Here is a 14,823-nt window from a genome sequence, read left to right as displayed (position 1 = left end):
CGAACCCGGGGTGGTGCCGCGCCGGATCGGCACCGCCCCGGGGGTCGTGCACCCTCGTATTCGCGCAGGCATGTGCAGGGCCACGGCAGCCGGTGCGTGCTCCCGGGCCCGCCGCCCGCCTTCCGACCCCCCCTTGCGCCCCACCGCCCCCCTCATGGTTCCCTGGCGCTCATGAGCATCACCGTCACCACCTGGCACCTGGAGCAGACCTCCCCTTCCGATCTGCGGCCCGCGGCCGCCCCCGGGGACGACGTGCGCATCGTGCGCGCCGAGGTGCCGTCGCCCGAGTTCAGCCGTTTTCTGTACACGGCCGTCGGCGGCGACATCCGGTGGACCGACCGGCTCACGATGACGTACGCGCAGTGGGAGGAGGTGCTCGGCAGGCCGGGTACCGAGACCTGGGTGGCGTACGACCGGGGCACGCCGGCCGGCTACGCGGAGCTGGAGGCCCAGGACGGCGGCTCGGTGGAGATCGTCTACTTCGGACTCGTCCCGGCGTTCCGGGGGCGCGGCATCGGCGGGCATCTGCTGTCGTACGCGACGGCGAGGGCCTGGGACCTGGCGGAACGGCGGCCGGGCATCGCGCCGACGAAGCGCGTCTGGCTGCACACCTGCTCCAAGGACGGTCCGCACGCCATGGACAACTACCTGCGGCGCGGCTTCTCCCTCTTCGACACCACGGTGGAGGAGGAGCAGGAGTCGGTCACGCCCGGCCCCTGGCCCGGCGCCCACGGCTGAGTGACCGGCAGCACACGTCTCACAGTCCGGGACATCCTTGTCCACATCGTGGATAATGGTGGACTGCCGTCGGATCCGCGTGACACGCTTCCGTCATGTCTCGAGCTGGAATTGCCTTGGTGAGTCGGCGGCACGTCGACCTCGGCCGCATGTCCAGCGCCATCTGTCCGGTCTGCTGACAGACCAGCACAGCCGAGCATTCCCCACCGAGCAACCGCCCTGCGCACCGACGCGCCTCCGCGCGAGTGTGCAGCTCAGAGCCGCCCTCCTGCAGTCTCGAAGGACGTACAGCCATGGCCTCCACCCCCGAAAAGCCCACTCCCGCCGCGTCGCGTCGCAAGACCGGACGTCACCGCGGCGAGGGCCAGTGGGCTGCTGGGCACATGACGCCGCTCAACGCCAACGAGCAGACCAAGAAGGACGACGACGGTCTCAATGTGCGGACACGCATTGAGACGATCTACGCCCACCGCGGCTTCGACTCCATCGACGGCGCCGACCTGCGCGGACGCATGCGCTGGTGGGGTCTCTACACCCAGCGCAAGCCCGGCATCGACGGCGGCAAGACCGCGATCCTGGAGCCGGAGGAGCTGGACGACAAGTACTTCATGCTGCGCGTCCGGATCGACGGAGGACGGCTGACCACCGAGCAGCTGCGGGTGATCGGCGAGATCTCCGAGGAGTTCGCACGCGGCACCGCCGATCTCACCGACCGGCAGAACGTGCAGTACCACTGGATCCGTATCGAGGACATGCCGGAGATCTGGCGCCGCCTCGAAGGGGTCGGCCTGTCGACGACCGAGGCCTGCGGTGACACCCCCCGCGTGATCCTCGGCTCGCCCGTCGCCGGTATCGCCGAGGACGAGATCATCGACGGCACGCCCGCCATCGAGGAGATCCACCGCCGGATCATCGGCAACAAGGCCTTCTCGAACCTCCCCCGCAAGTTCAAGTCCGCGGTCTCCGGCTCTCCGCTGCTGGACGTCGCGCACGAGATCAACGACATCGCCTTCGTCGGGGTGAACCACCCCGAGCACGGCCCCGGTTTCGACCTGTGGGTCGGCGGCGGACTCTCCACCAACCCCAAGATCGGCGTCCGGCTGGGCGCCTGGGTGCCGCTGGACGAGGTGGCCGACGTCCACGAGGGCGTCATCTCGATCTTCCGGGACTACGGCTACCGCCGGCTGCGCACCCGCGCCCGGCTGAAGTTCCTGGTCGCCGACTGGGGGCCGGAGAAGTTCCGTCAGGTGCTGGAGGACGAGTACCTGCAGCGCAAGCTCGTCGACGGCCCCGCGCCCGAGCAGCCCGTACAGCAGTGGCGCGACCACGTCGGGGTGCACCGGCAGCAGGACGGCCGGTTCTACGTCGGGTTCGCCCCGCGCGTCGGACGCATCGACGGCGCCACCCTCACCAAGATCGCGGACGTCGCCGCGGAGCACGGCTCCGGCCGGCTGCGGACCACCGTCGAGCAGAAGATGATCGTGCTCGACGTCGAGGAGGACCGGATCGAGTCGCTCGTGTCCGGCCTGGAGGCGCTCGATCTGCGGGTGAACCCCTCGCCGTTCCGGCGCGGCACCATGGCCTGCACCGGCATCGAGTTCTGCAAGCTGGCGATCGTCGAGACGAAGGCGCGCGGCGCCTCGCTGATCGACGAACTCGAGCGGCGCATGCCCGAGTTCGACCAGCCGGTCACCATCAACATCAACGGCTGCCCCAACGCCTGCGCCCGGATCCAGGTCGCGGACATCGGCCTCAAGGGGCAGTTGGTCCTGGACGACGAGGGCAACCAGGTGGAGGGCTTCCAGGTGCACCTCGGCGGCGCCCTCGGCCTGGAGCCCGGCTTCGGCCGCAAGGTCCGCGGACTGAAGGTCACCTCCGCCGAACTGCCCGACTACGTCGAGCGGGTCCTCAAGCGCTTCGAGGCGGAGCGCGAGGACGACGAGCGCTTCGCCACCTGGGCGGCGCGTGCCAGCGAGGAGGCCCTCTCATGAGCGAGCGCGCCGCCCCGTTCTACTGCCCCTACTGCGGCGACGAGGACCTGCGTCCGAACGAGCAGGGCCACGGCGCCTGGGAATGCGCGGCATGCAACCGGGCCTTCCAGTTGAAGTTCCTCGGGCTGCTGACCCGTGGACTTCAGCGCAACGACGGTGGAGGGGACGAGATATGACGCTGACTCAGACACATCTCAAAGAGCTCGCCGAGCAGGCCGGGCGGGAGCTCGAGGACGCGCCGGCCCTGGACATCCTGAGGTGGGCGACCGAGACCTTCGGGGCGCGCTTCTGCGTCACCTCCTCGATGGAGGACGCGGTCGTCGCCCATCTCGCCTCCCGCGCCCTGCCGGGCGTGGACGTCGTCTTCCTCGACACGGGCTACCACTTCGAGGAGACCATCGGCACGCGGGACGCCGTCGAGGCCGTGATGGACGTCAACGTCATCACACTCACGCCCCGCCAGTCGGTGGCCGAGCAGGACGCCGAGTACGGCCCGAAGCTGCACGACCGCAATCCTGACCTGTGCTGCGCGCTGCGCAAGGTCAGGCCGCTGGAAGAGGGCCTGACCGGGTACGACGCCTGGGCGACCGGGCTGCGCCGCGACGAGTCCCCGACCCGGGCGAACACCCCGGTCGTCGGCTGGGACGCGAAGCGGCAGAAGGTCAAGGTCTCGCCGATCGCCCGCTGGACACAGGACGACGTGGACGCCTACGTCGCCGAGCACGGCGTGCTCACCAACCCGCTGCTGACGGACGGTTACGCCTCCGTCGGCTGCGCGCCCTGCACCCGCCGGGTGCTGGAGGGCGAGGACGCACGGGCCGGCCGCTGGGCAGGGCGCGGCAAGACCGAGTGCGGGCTGCACGGCTGATGGACGACGACGAGAAGCAGCGGGAGAAGCACGTGACTGGGGCCACTGTCTGGCTCACCGGTCTGCCGAGTGCCGGCAAGACCACGATCGCCTACGAACTCGCCGCACGGCTGCGCGCCGACGGGCACCGCACCGAGGTGCTCGACGGCGACGAGATCCGTGAGTTCCTCTCGGCGGGCCTGGGCTTCAGCCGCGAGGACCGCCACACCAACGTCCAGCGGATCGGCTTCGTCGCCGAACTGCTGGCGTCCAACGGCGTCACGGCTCTCGTCCCGGTGATCGCGCCGTACGCGGACAGCCGTGAGGCGGTGCGCAAGCGGCACGCGGCGGAGGGCACCGCTTATGTCGAGGTGCATGTCGCCACCCCGGTGGACGTCTGCTCCGAGCGCGATGTGAAGGGCCTCTACGCCAAGCAGGCGGCGGGCGAGATCAGCGGGCTCACCGGCGTCGACGACCCGTACGAGGAGCCGGCGAGCCCGGATCTGCGGATCGAGTCGCAGAACCAGACCGTTCAGCAGTCCGCGGCGGCGCTGCACGCGCTGCTCATCGAGAAGGGCCTGGCATGACGACGAGCGTCAACCATCCGACCGGGGACGTCGACAGCCCGTACGCGCTGTCGCACCTGGACGCCCTGGAGTCGGAGGCCGTCCACATCTTCCGTGAGGTGGCGGGTGAGTTCGAGCGGCCGGTGATCCTCTTCTCCGGCGGCAAGGACTCCATCGTCATGCTGCACCTCGCCCTCAAGGCCTTCGCGCCGGCCCCGGTCCCCTTCACGCTGCTGCACGTCGACACCGGGCACAACTTCCCCGAGGTCATCGAGTACCGCGACCGCACGGTCGAGCGGCACGGTCTGCGTCTGCACGTCGCGTCCGTGCAGGAGTACATCGACGCCGGCACCCTGCGCGAGCGGCCCGACGGCACCCGCAACCCGTTGCAGACCGTCCCGTTGACCGAGGCGATCCAGCAGCACCGTTTCGACGCGGTCTTCGGCGGCGGGCGGCGCGACGAGGAGAAGGCGCGTGCCAAGGAGCGGGTCTTCTCGCTGCGCGACGAGTTCTCGCAGTGGGACCCGCGCCGGCAGCGCCCCGAGCTGTGGCAGCTGTACAACGGCCGGCACGCGCCGGGCGAGCACGTCCGGGTCTTCCCGCTCTCCAACTGGACCGAGCTGGACGTCTGGCAGTACATCCAGCGCGAGAAGATCGAACTGCCGGGGATCTACTTCGCCCATGAGCGCGAGGTGTTCGCCCGCAGCGGTATGTGGCTGACCGCCGGCGACTGGGGCGGCCCCAAGGAGTCCGAGTCGGTGGAGACCCGGCTCATCCGCTACCGCACGGTGGGCGACATGTCCTGCACCGGCGCCGTCGACTCCGACGCCACCACGCTCGATGCCGTGATCGCCGAGATCGCCGCCTCCCGGCTCACCGAGCGGGGCGCGACCCGTGCCGACGACAAGATGTCCGAGGCCGCGATGGAAGACCGCAAGCGCGAAGGGTACTTCTAGCCATGACGACCACCACCGGGCAGCTCGCCGGGATCTCGGCCACCACCCTGCTGCGTTTCGCCACCGCCGGCTCCGTCGACGACGGCAAGTCCACGCTGGTCGGACGGCTGCTGCACGACTCCAAGTCGGTTCTCACCGACCAGTTGGAGGCCGTGGAGCACGCCTCCCGCTCGCGCGGCCAGGAGACGCCGGACCTGGCGCTGCTCACCGACGGCCTGCGGGCCGAGCGGGAACAGGGCATCACCATCGACGTGGCGTACCGCTACTTCGCCACCGCGCGCAGGCGGTTCATCCTCGCCGACACCCCGGGCCATGTGCAGTACACCCGCAACATGGTGACCGGCGCGTCGACCGCCGAGCTCGCGGTGGTACTGGTCGACGCGCGCAACGGAGTGGTCGAGCAGACCCGCCGGCACGCCGCCGTCGCCGCTCTGCTGCGCGTTCCGCACGTCGTCCTCGCGGTGAACAAGATGGACCTCGTCGACTACGCCGAGCCCGTCTTCGCCGCCATCGCCGAGGAGTTCACCGCGTACGCGGCCTCCCTCGGCGTGCCCGAGATCACCGCGATCCCGATCTCGGCGCTCGCCGGTGACAATGTGGTCGACCCGTCCGCGAACATGGACTGGTACGGCGGCCCGACCGTGCTGGAGCACCTGGAGACGGTGCCGGTCAGCCATGATCTGACGAGCTGCCACGCGCGGCTGCCGGTGCAGTACGTGATCCGTCCGCAGACCGCCGAGCACCCGGACTACCGAGGCTACGCGGGCCAGATCGCCGCCGGCACCTTCCGGGTGGGCGAGCAGGTGACCGTGCTCCCCGCGGGTCGCACCTCGAAGATCGCGGCGATCGATCTGCTCGGCAACGCGGTGGACGTCGCCTGGACGCCTCAGTCGGTGACCCTCCTGCTGGAGGACGACATCGACATCTCGCGCGGCGACCTCATCGTGCCGAGCGACGACGCCCCGGCCACCACCCAGGACATCGAGGCGACGGTCTGCCATGTGGCGGACCAGCCGCTGACGGTGGGCCGGCGCGTGCTGCTGAAGCACACGACCCGCACGGTCAAGGCGATCGTCAAGGAGATCCCCTCGCGGCTCACCCTCGACGACCTCTCCCAGCACCCGAACCCGGGGCAGCTGGTCGCCAACGACATCGGGCTGGTGAAGGTGCGGACCGCCGAACCGCTCGCGCTCGACTCGTACGCGCACTCCCGGCGTACCGGATCCTTCCTGCTGATCGACCCCGCCGACGGCACCACGCTGGCCGCGGGTATGGCGGGCGATTCCTTCGCCACCACCGCCGAGGCCGTGCAGGCGGCCGACGACGACGCCGAATGGGACTTCTGATGACCGACGTCTTCTCCACCTTCGCGAAGGAGGGCGGCCGCGTGGGCAGCGGCACCCTCGGCGCGGGATCCGGGGGTGTCGTGCGATGTGCGCGCTGACCCGAATGCACCACCGAACGCTGCACCACAGACGAAGACACAGACCAGTCGACCTCCCGGCCACGCTCCGTAGGACGTGACCGCCGGGCCTCCGAGAGGAACACCTCCCGTGCCTGCCACCCGTACCACCCTGCGCCGCGGCATCGCCGCCGCCGCCGCACTGCCGTTGCTGATCGGCGCACTCGCCTCCTGCGGATACGGCTCCGAGGCCGACAAGGACGACAAGGTCGCTCCCGCCGCGAACGGCAAGAAACTCTCCGCCGACAGCGTGAAGCTCGGCTACTTCCCGAACCTGACCCATGCCACCGCCCTCGTGGGCGAGCAGGAGGGCCTCCTCCAGAAGGAACTGGGCGGGACGCAGATCAAGTCCACGACGTTCAACGCCGGTCCGTCCGAGATCGAGGCGCTGAACGCGGGCGCGATCGACATCGGTTTCATCGGCCCCTCCCCCTCGATCAACGCCTACACCAAGTCCAAGGGCAAGAACCTCCGGATCGTCGGCGGGTCCGCGTCCGGCGGTGTGAAGCTGGTGGTCAACCCCAAGAAGATCAAGACCCTGGACGACCTCAAGGGCAAGAAGATCGCCACTCCCCAGCTGGGCAACACGCAGGACGTGGCCTTCCTCAACTGGATCAAGGAGAAGGGCTGGAAGGTCGACGCCCAGAGCGGCAAGGGCGACGTCTCCGTGGTCCGTTCGGACAACAAGATCACCCCGGACGCCTACAAGTCCGGCTCCGTGGACGGCGCGTGGGTGCCGGAGCCGACCGCGTCCAAGCTGGTCAGCCAGGGCGCCAAGGTCCTGCTCGACGAGTCCGCCCTGTGGCCCGACAAGAAGTTCGTCATCACGAACATCATCGTGTCGCAGAAGTTCCTCAAGGAGCACCCGGACGTCGTCGAGGCGCTGCTGCGCGGCACGGTGAAGACGAACGCCTGGATCAACGCCAACCCGGACAAGGCGAAGGCCTCCGCCAACGCCAAGCTGAAGGCGCTCACCGGCAAGGATCTGCCCGCCGACATCATCGACCCGGCGTGGAAGTCCGTGCAGTTCATCGACGACCCGCTGGCAGCGACGCTGCAGGCACAGGCGGACCACGCGGTGAAGGCGGGGCTGCTGGAGAAGCCGGACCTGAACGGCATCTACGACCTGACGACGCTGAACAAGGTCCTGAAGGCCGAGGGCAAGCCCGAGGTCGCCGACGCCGGTCTCGGCGTCAAGTAACCACGTAAGCCCACGTTCCCAGGAGGTGACGACCATGGCCAGCACCCTCACCAAGGACCAGGCCGAGGAGCGCACGACGGCCGGGCACGCCGCCCGTCTCGAGCATGTCTCCAAGTCCTTCGCAGGACCTGCCGGACAGCAGCTCGTCCTGGACGACATCACTCTCGATGTCGCGCCGGGAGAGTTCGTCACGCTCCTGGGGGCATCGGGCTGCGGCAAGTCCACGCTGCTCAATCTGGTCGCCGGGCTGGACGCGCCGAGCGCCGGGGCCATCGAGACCCCCGGCGGGCGGCCGGCCCTGATGTTCCAGGAGCACGCGCTGTTCCCGTGGCTGACCGCGGGGAAGAACATCGAACTCGCGCTGCGGCTGCGCGGTGTCGCCAAGGCCGAGCGGCGCACGGAGGCCGAACGGCTGCTGGAGCTCGTCCGGCTCAGCGGCGCGTACGGCAAGCGGGTGCACGAGCTGTCGGGCGGTATGCGCCAGCGTGTCGCCCTGGCCCGTGCGCTGGCGCAGGACAGCCAACTGCTGCTGATGGACGAGCCGTTCGCGGCGCTGGACGCGATCACCCGGGACGTGCTGCACGACGAGCTGACCCGGATCTGGCGCGAGACGAACGTGTCCGTGCTGTTCGTCACCCACAACGTCCGCGAGGCCGTCCGGCTGGCCGAGCGTGTGGTGCTGCTGTCCTCCCGTCCGGGGCGCATCGCCCGCGAGTGGACGGTGGGCATCCCGCAGCCGCGCCGGATCGAGGACGCCGCCGTGGCGGAGCTGTCGATCGAGATCACTGAACAACTGCGTGGGGAGATCCGCCGACATGGCCAGCACTGAGACCACCGCGAAGGTCACCAAGTCCGACGACCTCGCCGGGCTCGAGGCCGGCCTGGACGCACTGGACGCGGTGCAGTCGCACCGCACCCCGGTGCGAGAGGTGCTCCTCAAGAAGGTGCTGCCGCCGCTCACCGCCGTCGCGCTGGTGATCGTGGTCTGGCAGGTGCTGGTGTGGGCGAAGGTCACCGACGAGGGCAGTCTGCCCGCGCCGGGCGCCGTCTGGACCAGCGTCTCCGACCTGTGGCTCCAGGGCAGCCTGCTGGAGATCGTGTGGACGAGCATCTCGCGCGGTCTGCTCGGCTTCCTCCTGGCGCTCGCCATCGGCACACCGCTGGGTCTGCTGGTCGCCCGGGTGAAGTTCGTCCGGGCGGCGATCGGCCCGATCCTGTCGGGTCTCCAGTCGCTGCCGTCGGTGGCCTGGGTGCCGCCGGCCGTGATCTGGCTCGGGCTGAACAACCAGATGATGTACGCGGTGATCCTGCTGGGAGCCGTCCCCTCGATCGCCAACGGTCTCGTCTCCGGCGTCGACCAGGTGCCTCCGCTGTTCCTGCGGGCGGGCCGGACGATGGGAGCGACGGGCCTGCGCGGCACCTGGCACATCGTCATGCCGGCCGCGCTGCCGGGCTATGTGGCCGGCCTCAAGCAGGGCTGGGCCTTCTCCTGGCGCTCGCTGATGGCCGCGGAGATCATCGCCTCGTCGCCCGATCTGGGCCTCGGGCTCGGCCAGTTGCTGGAGAACGGCCGCAACAACTCCGACATGCCCGGGGTGTTCCTGGCGATCCTTCTGATCCTGATCGTCGGCATCGCCATCGACCTGCTGATCTTCAGTCCGCTGGAGCGCGCGGTGCTGCGGGGCCGCGGTCTCCTCGTCAAGAGCTGAGTGACGTCATGTCCCGACCCGTACTCCTCGTCGTCGCCCACGGCAGCCGCGATCCGCGGCATGCCGCGACCGTCCATGCGCTGGTGAACCGGGTACGGGCCCGGCGGCCGGGGCTGCGGGTCGAGACGGGCTTCCTGGACTTCAACGCACCGTCGGTGCCGCGGGTCCTGGAGCGGCTGGCGGCGGAGGGTACGGAGGAGGTCGTGGCATTTCCGCTGCTGCTGACCCGCGCCTTCCACGCCAAGTCCGACATCCCCGCCGTGCTGCGGGAGGCGTCGGGGAGGCTGCCGCGGCTGCGGGTGCACCAGGCGGAGGTGCTGGGCCCCTCGCCGCTGCTGCTGGCCGCGGTGGAACGGCGGCTGCGGGAGGCCGGGCTCGGCCCGGCCGACAAGCGCTCGACCGGGCTGGTTCTGGCCTCGGCGGGCTCCACGGACCCGGAGGCGATCGCAGTGATCGCAGAAGTAGCGCGGGAGCTGCGGGACACCGGTTGGTGCGCCGTGCGGCCTGCGTTCGCCTCCGCATCACTGCCCCGCACCGAGGACGCGGTGCGTTCCCTGCGGGCCGACGGCTGCGCGCGCGTCGCGGTGGCCCCGTACGTCATCGCGCCGGGCCGGCTGCCGGACCGGATCGCGGAGGGGGCCGCCGGGGCGGATGTCCTGGCGGATGTGCTGGGCCCGTCACCCGAGCTGGTCAGCCTGCTGCTGGAGCGCTACGACGAGGCGCGGGTCGGGCACCGGATCGCGGCCACCGCCTGACGGCGGAGCGTCTGGGTCGTACGGCCCCAGGTGCTGGAGGGCCGAGCGATCAGCACGCTCAGGCGCCGAATCCGGTCTCATGAGCCCACAGATGGGCGCAGTTGGAGCACTGGAGCTGGAGTGTGCTGCCCCGGCTGGAGAGCAGATAGCGCCAGTGGGTGCTGCACGAGCGGCCGGCCAGGCAGACGGCGCAGTCCCGGTGGTCGGCGCACCCCGGGCACCGCACCCAGGCCCGTCGTCCGGCGTCGGCCGTGGGATCAAGCGGCAGCACGGCCCTCGCCCTCCCCTCCCGGAAGGACGCCGGCCGCGACCAGCCGGTCGTAGGTCTCCTGCTGCTCGGCGTCGAGGTTCGAGTAGAGCAGTCGGTACGCCTCCTGCTCGCCCGCCAGCACGGCCACCGGGTCCCAGTCGTCCCCGAGTGCGCGGAGCACCGCGGCGCGCCGCCGGACCTCGTCACGGGTCAGGTCCATCTCGAACTCGTGGAGATCCGGAGTCTGGTCGTGGATCATGCCTTGCTTCTCCCGCCGGGTCGCTGACCGAACCCCCTGTGTCTATCAAGGGCATCCGAACCGAGGAAGCGTCAGCTCAAAGGGGTCGTCACCACCTGAAACGGACGGTCGACCCACTGAAGTCACGACCCTCACATACCGGGCAAAAGCCACCGAAAACGGTGGGTCGTGTGAGGGACTCCACAGGGTCCGCGGGCGCCGCCCGGCCGCACTCGCGCACCGGTGGGACAGCGCCCTCAGCCCCGTGGGTCGCGGCCGCTCGTCGCGAGTGCCCGCTCGAAGGCCGTGGCGTCCCCGGCCGTCGGAACGGGGGCGGCGAAGCCGTCGTACTGCCGGTAGACCTCGGCGTGCTCCTCGACGACCGCGAGTACGAACGCACCCGTCCCCTCCGGGAGGCTGAACGCCTGGCCGGTGGACCGGGCCAGGTCCCAGCCGTGGAGAGCCAGTTCCTTGACGATGAGCGAGGCGATCTCCGAGGCGGGCATCACGGTGAAACCGAGGTCCACCTCTCCCTCCCAGGCCTCCGGCACCGACCAGGCCTTCAGTGCGCGCTCCAGCTGCGCCGCGTACTGCTCGGCCCAGTCGGCCTCGGCGGTGAAGTCCCGTCGCACGAGCTCGTCGGGCAGCTGGACGCGCAGGGCGCGGTGCTCCAGTCCGTGCGAGGAGTACAGGACGAGATGGTTGGCGAGGTCCCGTACGGTCCAGGCGTCACAGACGGACGGCATGGTCAGCTGGTCGGGGCTCACGGCGCGGGCGACACGAGCGGCCTCGGCGGCACAGGCCGTCAGGTGCGGGTGAATGCTGTTCATGCCTCGACGCTAGGGCGACGCCTCCGACGGGTCTTGAAGAATCGCGACAGCCTCGTCGACCAGGGCGGTCAGCTCGGCGACCGTCATCGAACCGGCCGGCCGGCGCTCGCGGGCGAAGCTGTTGGCAACGCGCTGGAGGGTGTCGTTGACCGGGGTCGGTACGCCGTGCAGCCGGCCGAGCAGGGCGATCTCGCCGTTGAGGTAGTCGGACTCGATCGTGCCCGTGCCGCGGTCGAGCGACTGCCAGGACGAGCCGCCGCGCCGCTTGGAACCGTCGAAGGGATCGAAGCGGATCTTGTCGGTCCGCACCTCCTTCTGCTCCTCCTCACCGGCCACCTCGATGCCCGCGGCCGCGAGGACCACGCGGCCCTCCGCCATCACACGCCGGGCGAGGGCGACTCCGGCCTCGTCGGCGAGGACGCCGGTCGCGGCCTCGATGGCGTTGGCGAGGTTGCTGGTGAGCTTCGCGTACTTCCAGCGCATGACGTCGGCGACGACCGGCGCGAGAAAGTTCGACTTCTCCAGGTCGGCGGAGACGCGCCGGGCGGTCTCATCCGTGCCGCCCGGGAAGCGGCCGATGTGCAGAACGCCGGTCAGCGGCCGGCCGGACGCGGAGACGGCAGCCGGTTCGAGATGGGTGGCGGGCAGATAGACGCACATCCCGTAGACCCTGCGGAACCGGCGCAGCGCGAGACGTTCGCTCTCCACGCCGTTCTGCGCGCAGACCAGGGGCAGCCGCTCCGACGCGGTGCCGCCGCCGTCCACGGGCTGCGCGGCCCAGTCCTCGAGCGCGGCCGTGCTGTCCTGTGTTTTCACGGAGAGCACCAGCACGTCCTCCGGCGTCAGCCGCACCGCGTCGGCGCGGTCGACGACCGGCAGCCGGTGCGTGCTGGTGCCGTCCGCCGTGGTCAGGCGCAGTCCGCCGTCCCGCAGTGCCGCGTGGTGCGCGCCGCGCGCGACGAGCACCACCTCATGGCCGGCCTCCGCCAGCCGTCCGCCGATCGTGCCGCCGACCGCCCCTGCCCCGATGATGATGTAGCGCATACGTACGAGGCTCGCACAGCCGTAGTGGATCTCGCACGGGCCCGCGGTGACACAACCGTGGCGTGGCGGTGACGGCCACGGGGCCCGGACGGTTCACCATCGAGGGAAGGAGGCCGACATGTCGTTCTATTACCACAAGCGGATCACCATCATCCCCAAGCTGCTGCACCTGAACATCGGCTCGCACGGCTGGTCCTGGACTCTCGGCGGGCGTCGCGCCCACCTCACCCGGGACAGCCACGGGCACCGCAGCGCGTCGGTGCGGCTGCCGGGCGGCTTCAGCTGGCGCCGGCACTCCGGGCGGCACTGATCCGCGCCGGGCGGGTCAGCTCCGTGTCAGCTCGACCAGCTTGACGACCGTGTTCCAGTTGCGGGTGGTGGCGACGATGCCCCGGCTGAACCGTGGCCTGCCGAGCGCCTCGGCGAGCTTGGAGCGCCCGAGCCCGTTCGGTGCGTAGAGGTACAGCGCCCGGTCGCCGATCCGGAACTCCTCGGGGGCGAAGGCGGCCGGGTCGATCTCCGCGAACCGTTCGGGGCCGACGGGGTCCGAGAGATACGTGACGTGGAGCTGCTTGCCCTCCAACTCGGCCGCGGGGAACGGGCAGTTGTCGGCAATCGCCCGCAGATAGGCGGCGTCGCGTACGAGACAGTCGACGCGGAAGCCGAAGCGGTCCTCGATGCCTCGCTCCAGTTCCACCGCGAGGGACTGTTCGTCGCCGGAGGCCGCGTCGAAGACGGCGTTGCCGCTCTGGAGGTGGGTGGCGACAGCCGTATGGCCCAACTCCTCGATGAGCGCACGGAGTTCGGCCATGGGAACTCGCTTGTGCCCGCCCACATTGATCCCGCGCAGCAGTGCCGCATACCTCGTGGTCATCGGCACAGCCTAAGGCGACCGCCGCGCCCCGTGGGGGAGGGCGCGGCGGCCGCCGGTTCAGCGCGGGTGGGCGTCGGTCACTCGACGACCTTCAGCAGCTTGTTGGGCGTGCCGGCGCTCGGGTTGGAGACCTTGTCGGCCGTGGCACCGTCGGTGAGGGCCTTGGCGACCTGCTCCGGGGTGGCGTCCTGGTGACCTGCGAGGTAGACGGCCGCGGCACCGACGACATGGGGCGTCGCCATGGAGGTGCCGGAGATCGTCTTGGTGCCCTCGTCACTGTCGTTCCACGCCGAGGTGATGTCCGAGCCCGGGGCGTAGATGTCCACGACCTTGCCGAAGTTGGAGAACTCCGACTGTGCGTCCTCCTTGGTGGAGGAGGCGACGGTGATGGCCTCGGTCACCCGTGACGGCGAACCCTGGCCAGCGTCCGAGGACTCGTTGCCGGCCGCGACCGCGAAGGTGACGCCGGCGGCGACCGCCTTGCGGACGGCCTCGTCGAGCGCCTCGTCCGCGCCGCCGCCGAGGCTCATGTTGGCGACGGAGGGGCCCTTGTGGTTCTTGGTGACCCAGTCGATGCCCGCGACGACCTGCTCCGTGGTGCCGGAGCCGTTGTCGTCGAGCACCCGGACGGCGACGATCTTCGCCTTCTTGGCGACACCGTGGCTCGCACCGGCGATGGTGCCGGCGACATGCGTGCCGTGGCCGTTGCCGTCGTCGGCGTTGTCGTCGTTGTCGATCGCGTCGAAGCCGCTGGTCGCCCGGCCCTCGAAGTCCTTGTGCGTGACACGGACTCCGGTGTCGATCACGTACGCCGTCACCCCCTCGCCCGCGCTGTCGGGGTAGGTGAACTTGTTGTCGCCCGCCGTGTCGGTCTGGTCGACACGGTCCAGGCCCCACGACGGCGGGTTGTCCTGCGTCGCGTTGGCCCTGAACTTCTTGTTCTGCACGACCTTGTCGACCGCGGGGTCGGCGGCGAGGCGCTTGGCCTCGGTCTCCGTGAGACCGCTCGCGGAGAAGCCGTTGATGGCGGAGCCGTAGTTGCGCTGGAGCTTGCCGCCGTACTCGGTGGCCAGGTCCTGCTTGTCGGCCTTCTTGTCCAGCATCACGATGTAGCTGCCGGCGACCGCGCCTTCGGCGTTGGCCCCGAATATCGTGCCTTCGGCGGGAGTTGCCGCACCGGCGAAGGACGTGCCGAGCACGGTCACTCCGGCCGCTGCCGCGACAGCTGTGATGGCAGCGGTGAGCTTCATCCTGCTCGTGCGCTTGTGATCTGCCATGAAGAGGGGTCTCCTCGTCATCATTTGTGGGGGGATTGGCCCTCGGCCGGAAGATCTCCGGGGGCTGGTTCGAAACCCTGACCGA

The 14,823-nt window shown here is 70.2% G+C and carries 19 protein-coding genes; 13 read left to right on the top strand and 6 right to left on the bottom strand.

Going from position 1 to position 14,823, the window contains the following annotated elements; genetic code table 11:
• Positions 1-171 precede the first annotated feature (171 nt).
• The 12 genes from OHA05_RS28450 (at position 172) to OHA05_RS28400 (ending at position 10,225) form a co-directional block, all read left to right on the top strand.
• Entirely contained in the window at positions 172-738 is a 567-nt protein-coding gene (locus OHA05_RS28450) for a GNAT family N-acetyltransferase (RefSeq protein ID WP_313943445.1), read from the top strand.
• A 95-nt stretch (positions 739-833) separates the two neighbouring features.
• A complete protein-coding gene (locus OHA05_RS38285; RefSeq protein ID WP_351448512.1) occupies positions 834-917 on the top strand; it encodes a putative leader peptide in 84 nt (27 codons plus the stop codon).
• A 114-nt stretch (positions 918-1,031) separates the two neighbouring features.
• Positions 1,032-2,729 (top strand): nitrite/sulfite reductase, encoded by a 1,698-nt coding sequence (locus OHA05_RS28445; protein ID WP_328862077.1) that lies wholly within the window; start codon positions 1,032-1,034, stop codon positions 2,727-2,729.
• Entirely contained in the window at positions 2,726-2,905 is a 180-nt protein-coding gene (locus OHA05_RS28440; protein WP_313943447.1) for a hypothetical protein, read from the top strand. Before OHA05_RS28445 ends, OHA05_RS28440 begins: the two co-directional genes overlap by 4 nt.
• Positions 2,902-3,597, top strand: coding sequence for a phosphoadenylyl-sulfate reductase (locus OHA05_RS28435; RefSeq protein WP_328862076.1), 696 nt, complete (start codon positions 2,902-2,904; stop codon positions 3,595-3,597). The genes OHA05_RS28440 and OHA05_RS28435 overlap by 4 nt, the downstream gene beginning before the upstream one ends.
• A 32-nt stretch (positions 3,598-3,629) precedes the next feature.
• The gene (gene cysC, locus OHA05_RS28430) at positions 3,630-4,163 is read left to right on the top strand and encodes an adenylyl-sulfate kinase (protein ID WP_391837403.1); all 534 of its coding nucleotides are present in this window, start codon (positions 3,630-3,632) and stop codon (positions 4,161-4,163) included.
• Positions 4,160-5,098 carry a sulfate adenylyltransferase subunit CysD gene (gene cysD, locus OHA05_RS28425; protein WP_313943450.1) on the top strand — a complete coding sequence of 313 codons (939 nt, stop codon included), beginning with the start codon at positions 4,160-4,162 and terminating at the stop codon, positions 5,096-5,098. The genes cysC and cysD overlap by 4 nt, the downstream gene beginning before the upstream one ends.
• Positions 5,099-5,100: 2 nt before the next feature.
• Complete coding sequence (locus OHA05_RS28420) at positions 5,101-6,444, top strand: sulfate adenylyltransferase subunit 1 (RefSeq protein ID WP_313943451.1); 1,344 nt, start codon at positions 5,101-5,103, stop codon at positions 6,442-6,444.
• A gap of 207 nt (positions 6,445-6,651) precedes the next feature.
• Positions 6,652-7,761, top strand: coding sequence for an aliphatic sulfonate ABC transporter substrate-binding protein (locus OHA05_RS28415; protein WP_313943452.1), 1,110 nt, complete (start codon positions 6,652-6,654; stop codon positions 7,759-7,761).
• A 34-nt stretch (positions 7,762-7,795) separates the two neighbouring features.
• The gene (locus OHA05_RS28410) at positions 7,796-8,590 is read left to right on the top strand and encodes an ABC transporter ATP-binding protein (RefSeq protein WP_313943454.1); all 795 of its coding nucleotides are present in this window, start codon (positions 7,796-7,798) and stop codon (positions 8,588-8,590) included.
• Positions 8,577-9,470: an ABC transporter permease gene (locus tag OHA05_RS28405; protein ID WP_313943455.1), complete on the top strand. Its 894-nt coding sequence runs from the start codon at positions 8,577-8,579 to the stop codon at positions 9,468-9,470. The genes OHA05_RS28410 and OHA05_RS28405 overlap by 14 nt, the downstream gene beginning before the upstream one ends.
• Before the next feature lie 8 nt (positions 9,471-9,478).
• Positions 9,479-10,225 (top strand): sirohydrochlorin chelatase, encoded by a 747-nt coding sequence (locus OHA05_RS28400; protein WP_328862075.1) that lies wholly within the window; start codon positions 9,479-9,481, stop codon positions 10,223-10,225.
• 58 nt (positions 10,226-10,283) lie between these two features.
• Here OHA05_RS28400 and OHA05_RS28395 read toward each other — a convergent pair whose 3' ends face one another.
• The 4 genes from OHA05_RS28395 to OHA05_RS28380 all read right to left on the bottom strand — a co-directional run bounded on the left by OHA05_RS28395 (position 10,284) and on the right by OHA05_RS28380 (position 12,587).
• Entirely contained in the window at positions 10,284-10,496 is a 213-nt protein-coding gene (locus OHA05_RS28395) for a hypothetical protein (RefSeq protein WP_313943457.1), read from the bottom strand.
• Entirely contained in the window at positions 10,483-10,734 is a 252-nt protein-coding gene (locus OHA05_RS28390; RefSeq protein WP_313943458.1) for a DUF6400 family protein, read from the bottom strand. Before OHA05_RS28390 ends, OHA05_RS28395 begins: the two co-directional genes overlap by 14 nt.
• 236 nt (positions 10,735-10,970) lie before the next feature.
• On the bottom strand, positions 10,971-11,543 hold the full coding sequence (locus OHA05_RS28385) for a TIGR03086 family metal-binding protein (protein WP_328862074.1): 573 nt from the start codon (positions 11,541-11,543) through the stop codon (positions 10,971-10,973).
• A 9-nt stretch (positions 11,544-11,552) separates the two neighbouring features.
• Positions 11,553-12,587, bottom strand: coding sequence for a ketopantoate reductase family protein (locus tag OHA05_RS28380; RefSeq protein WP_328862073.1), 1,035 nt, complete (start codon positions 12,585-12,587; stop codon positions 11,553-11,555).
• 118 nt (positions 12,588-12,705) lie between these two features.
• Between OHA05_RS28380 and OHA05_RS28375 the strand changes: the two genes are divergently transcribed.
• Positions 12,706-12,897, top strand: a complete 192-nt coding sequence (locus OHA05_RS28375) for a DUF4236 domain-containing protein (protein ID WP_313943461.1) — start codon at positions 12,706-12,708, stop codon at positions 12,895-12,897.
• A gap of 15 nt (positions 12,898-12,912) precedes the next feature.
• On the opposite strand, the gene OHA05_RS28370 is transcribed toward OHA05_RS28375, so the two are convergent.
• Together OHA05_RS28370 and OHA05_RS28365 are read right to left on the bottom strand one after the other, a co-directional pair.
• Positions 12,913-13,461, bottom strand: a complete 549-nt coding sequence (locus tag OHA05_RS28370) for a DUF1697 domain-containing protein (protein WP_328862072.1) — start codon at positions 13,459-13,461, stop codon at positions 12,913-12,915.
• Positions 13,462-13,538: 77 nt separating this feature from the next.
• Positions 13,539-14,738, bottom strand: a complete 1,200-nt coding sequence (locus OHA05_RS28365; protein ID WP_328862071.1) for a S8 family peptidase — start codon at positions 14,736-14,738, stop codon at positions 13,539-13,541.
• Between the last annotated feature and the right edge of the window lie 85 nt (positions 14,739-14,823).

Source organism: Streptomyces sp. NBC_00306 (genome assembly GCF_036169555.1).
Lineage (GTDB): Bacteria > Actinomycetota > Actinomycetes > Streptomycetales > Streptomycetaceae > Streptomyces > Streptomyces achmelvichensis.
Note: the sequence above shows the minus strand (reverse complement) of the source record. Positions and strands in the feature narration are given on the sequence as shown.

Excerpts from the sequence above, each read along its gene's own strand:
- OHA05_RS28450 (WP_313943445.1), top strand. The coding sequence starts at position 172 with ATGAGCATCACCGTCACCACCTGGCACCTGGAGCAGACCTCCCCTTCC.
- OHA05_RS38285 (WP_351448512.1), top strand. The coding sequence starts at position 834 with ATGTCTCGAGCTGGAATTGCCTTGGTGAGTCGGCGGCACGTCGACCTC.
- OHA05_RS28445 (WP_328862077.1), top strand. The coding sequence starts at position 1,032 with ATGGCCTCCACCCCCGAAAAGCCCACTCCCGCCGCGTCGCGTCGCAAG.
- OHA05_RS28440 (WP_313943447.1), top strand. The coding sequence starts at position 2,726 with ATGAGCGAGCGCGCCGCCCCGTTCTACTGCCCCTACTGCGGCGACGAG.
- OHA05_RS28435 (WP_328862076.1), top strand. The coding sequence starts at position 2,902 with ATGACGCTGACTCAGACACATCTCAAAGAGCTCGCCGAGCAGGCCGGG.
- cysD (WP_313943450.1), top strand. The coding sequence starts at position 4,160 with ATGACGACGAGCGTCAACCATCCGACCGGGGACGTCGACAGCCCGTAC.
- OHA05_RS28420 (WP_313943451.1), top strand. The coding sequence starts at position 5,101 with ATGACGACCACCACCGGGCAGCTCGCCGGGATCTCGGCCACCACCCTG.
- OHA05_RS28410 (WP_313943454.1), top strand. The coding sequence starts at position 7,796 with ATGGCCAGCACCCTCACCAAGGACCAGGCCGAGGAGCGCACGACGGCC.
- OHA05_RS28405 (WP_313943455.1), top strand. The coding sequence starts at position 8,577 with ATGGCCAGCACTGAGACCACCGCGAAGGTCACCAAGTCCGACGACCTC.
- OHA05_RS28400 (WP_328862075.1), top strand. The coding sequence starts at position 9,479 with ATGTCCCGACCCGTACTCCTCGTCGTCGCCCACGGCAGCCGCGATCCG.
- OHA05_RS28390 (WP_313943458.1), bottom strand. The coding sequence starts at position 10,734 with ATGATCCACGACCAGACTCCGGATCTCCACGAGTTCGAGATGGACCTG.
- OHA05_RS28385 (WP_328862074.1), bottom strand. The coding sequence starts at position 11,543 with ATGAACAGCATTCACCCGCACCTGACGGCCTGTGCCGCCGAGGCCGCT.
- OHA05_RS28380 (WP_328862073.1), bottom strand. The coding sequence starts at position 12,587 with ATGCGCTACATCATCATCGGGGCAGGGGCGGTCGGCGGCACGATCGGC.
- OHA05_RS28375 (WP_313943461.1), top strand. The coding sequence starts at position 12,706 with ATGTCGTTCTATTACCACAAGCGGATCACCATCATCCCCAAGCTGCTG.
- OHA05_RS28370 (WP_328862072.1), bottom strand. The coding sequence starts at position 13,461 with ATGACCACGAGGTATGCGGCACTGCTGCGCGGGATCAATGTGGGCGGG.
- OHA05_RS28365 (WP_328862071.1), bottom strand. The coding sequence starts at position 14,738 with ATGGCAGATCACAAGCGCACGAGCAGGATGAAGCTCACCGCTGCCATC.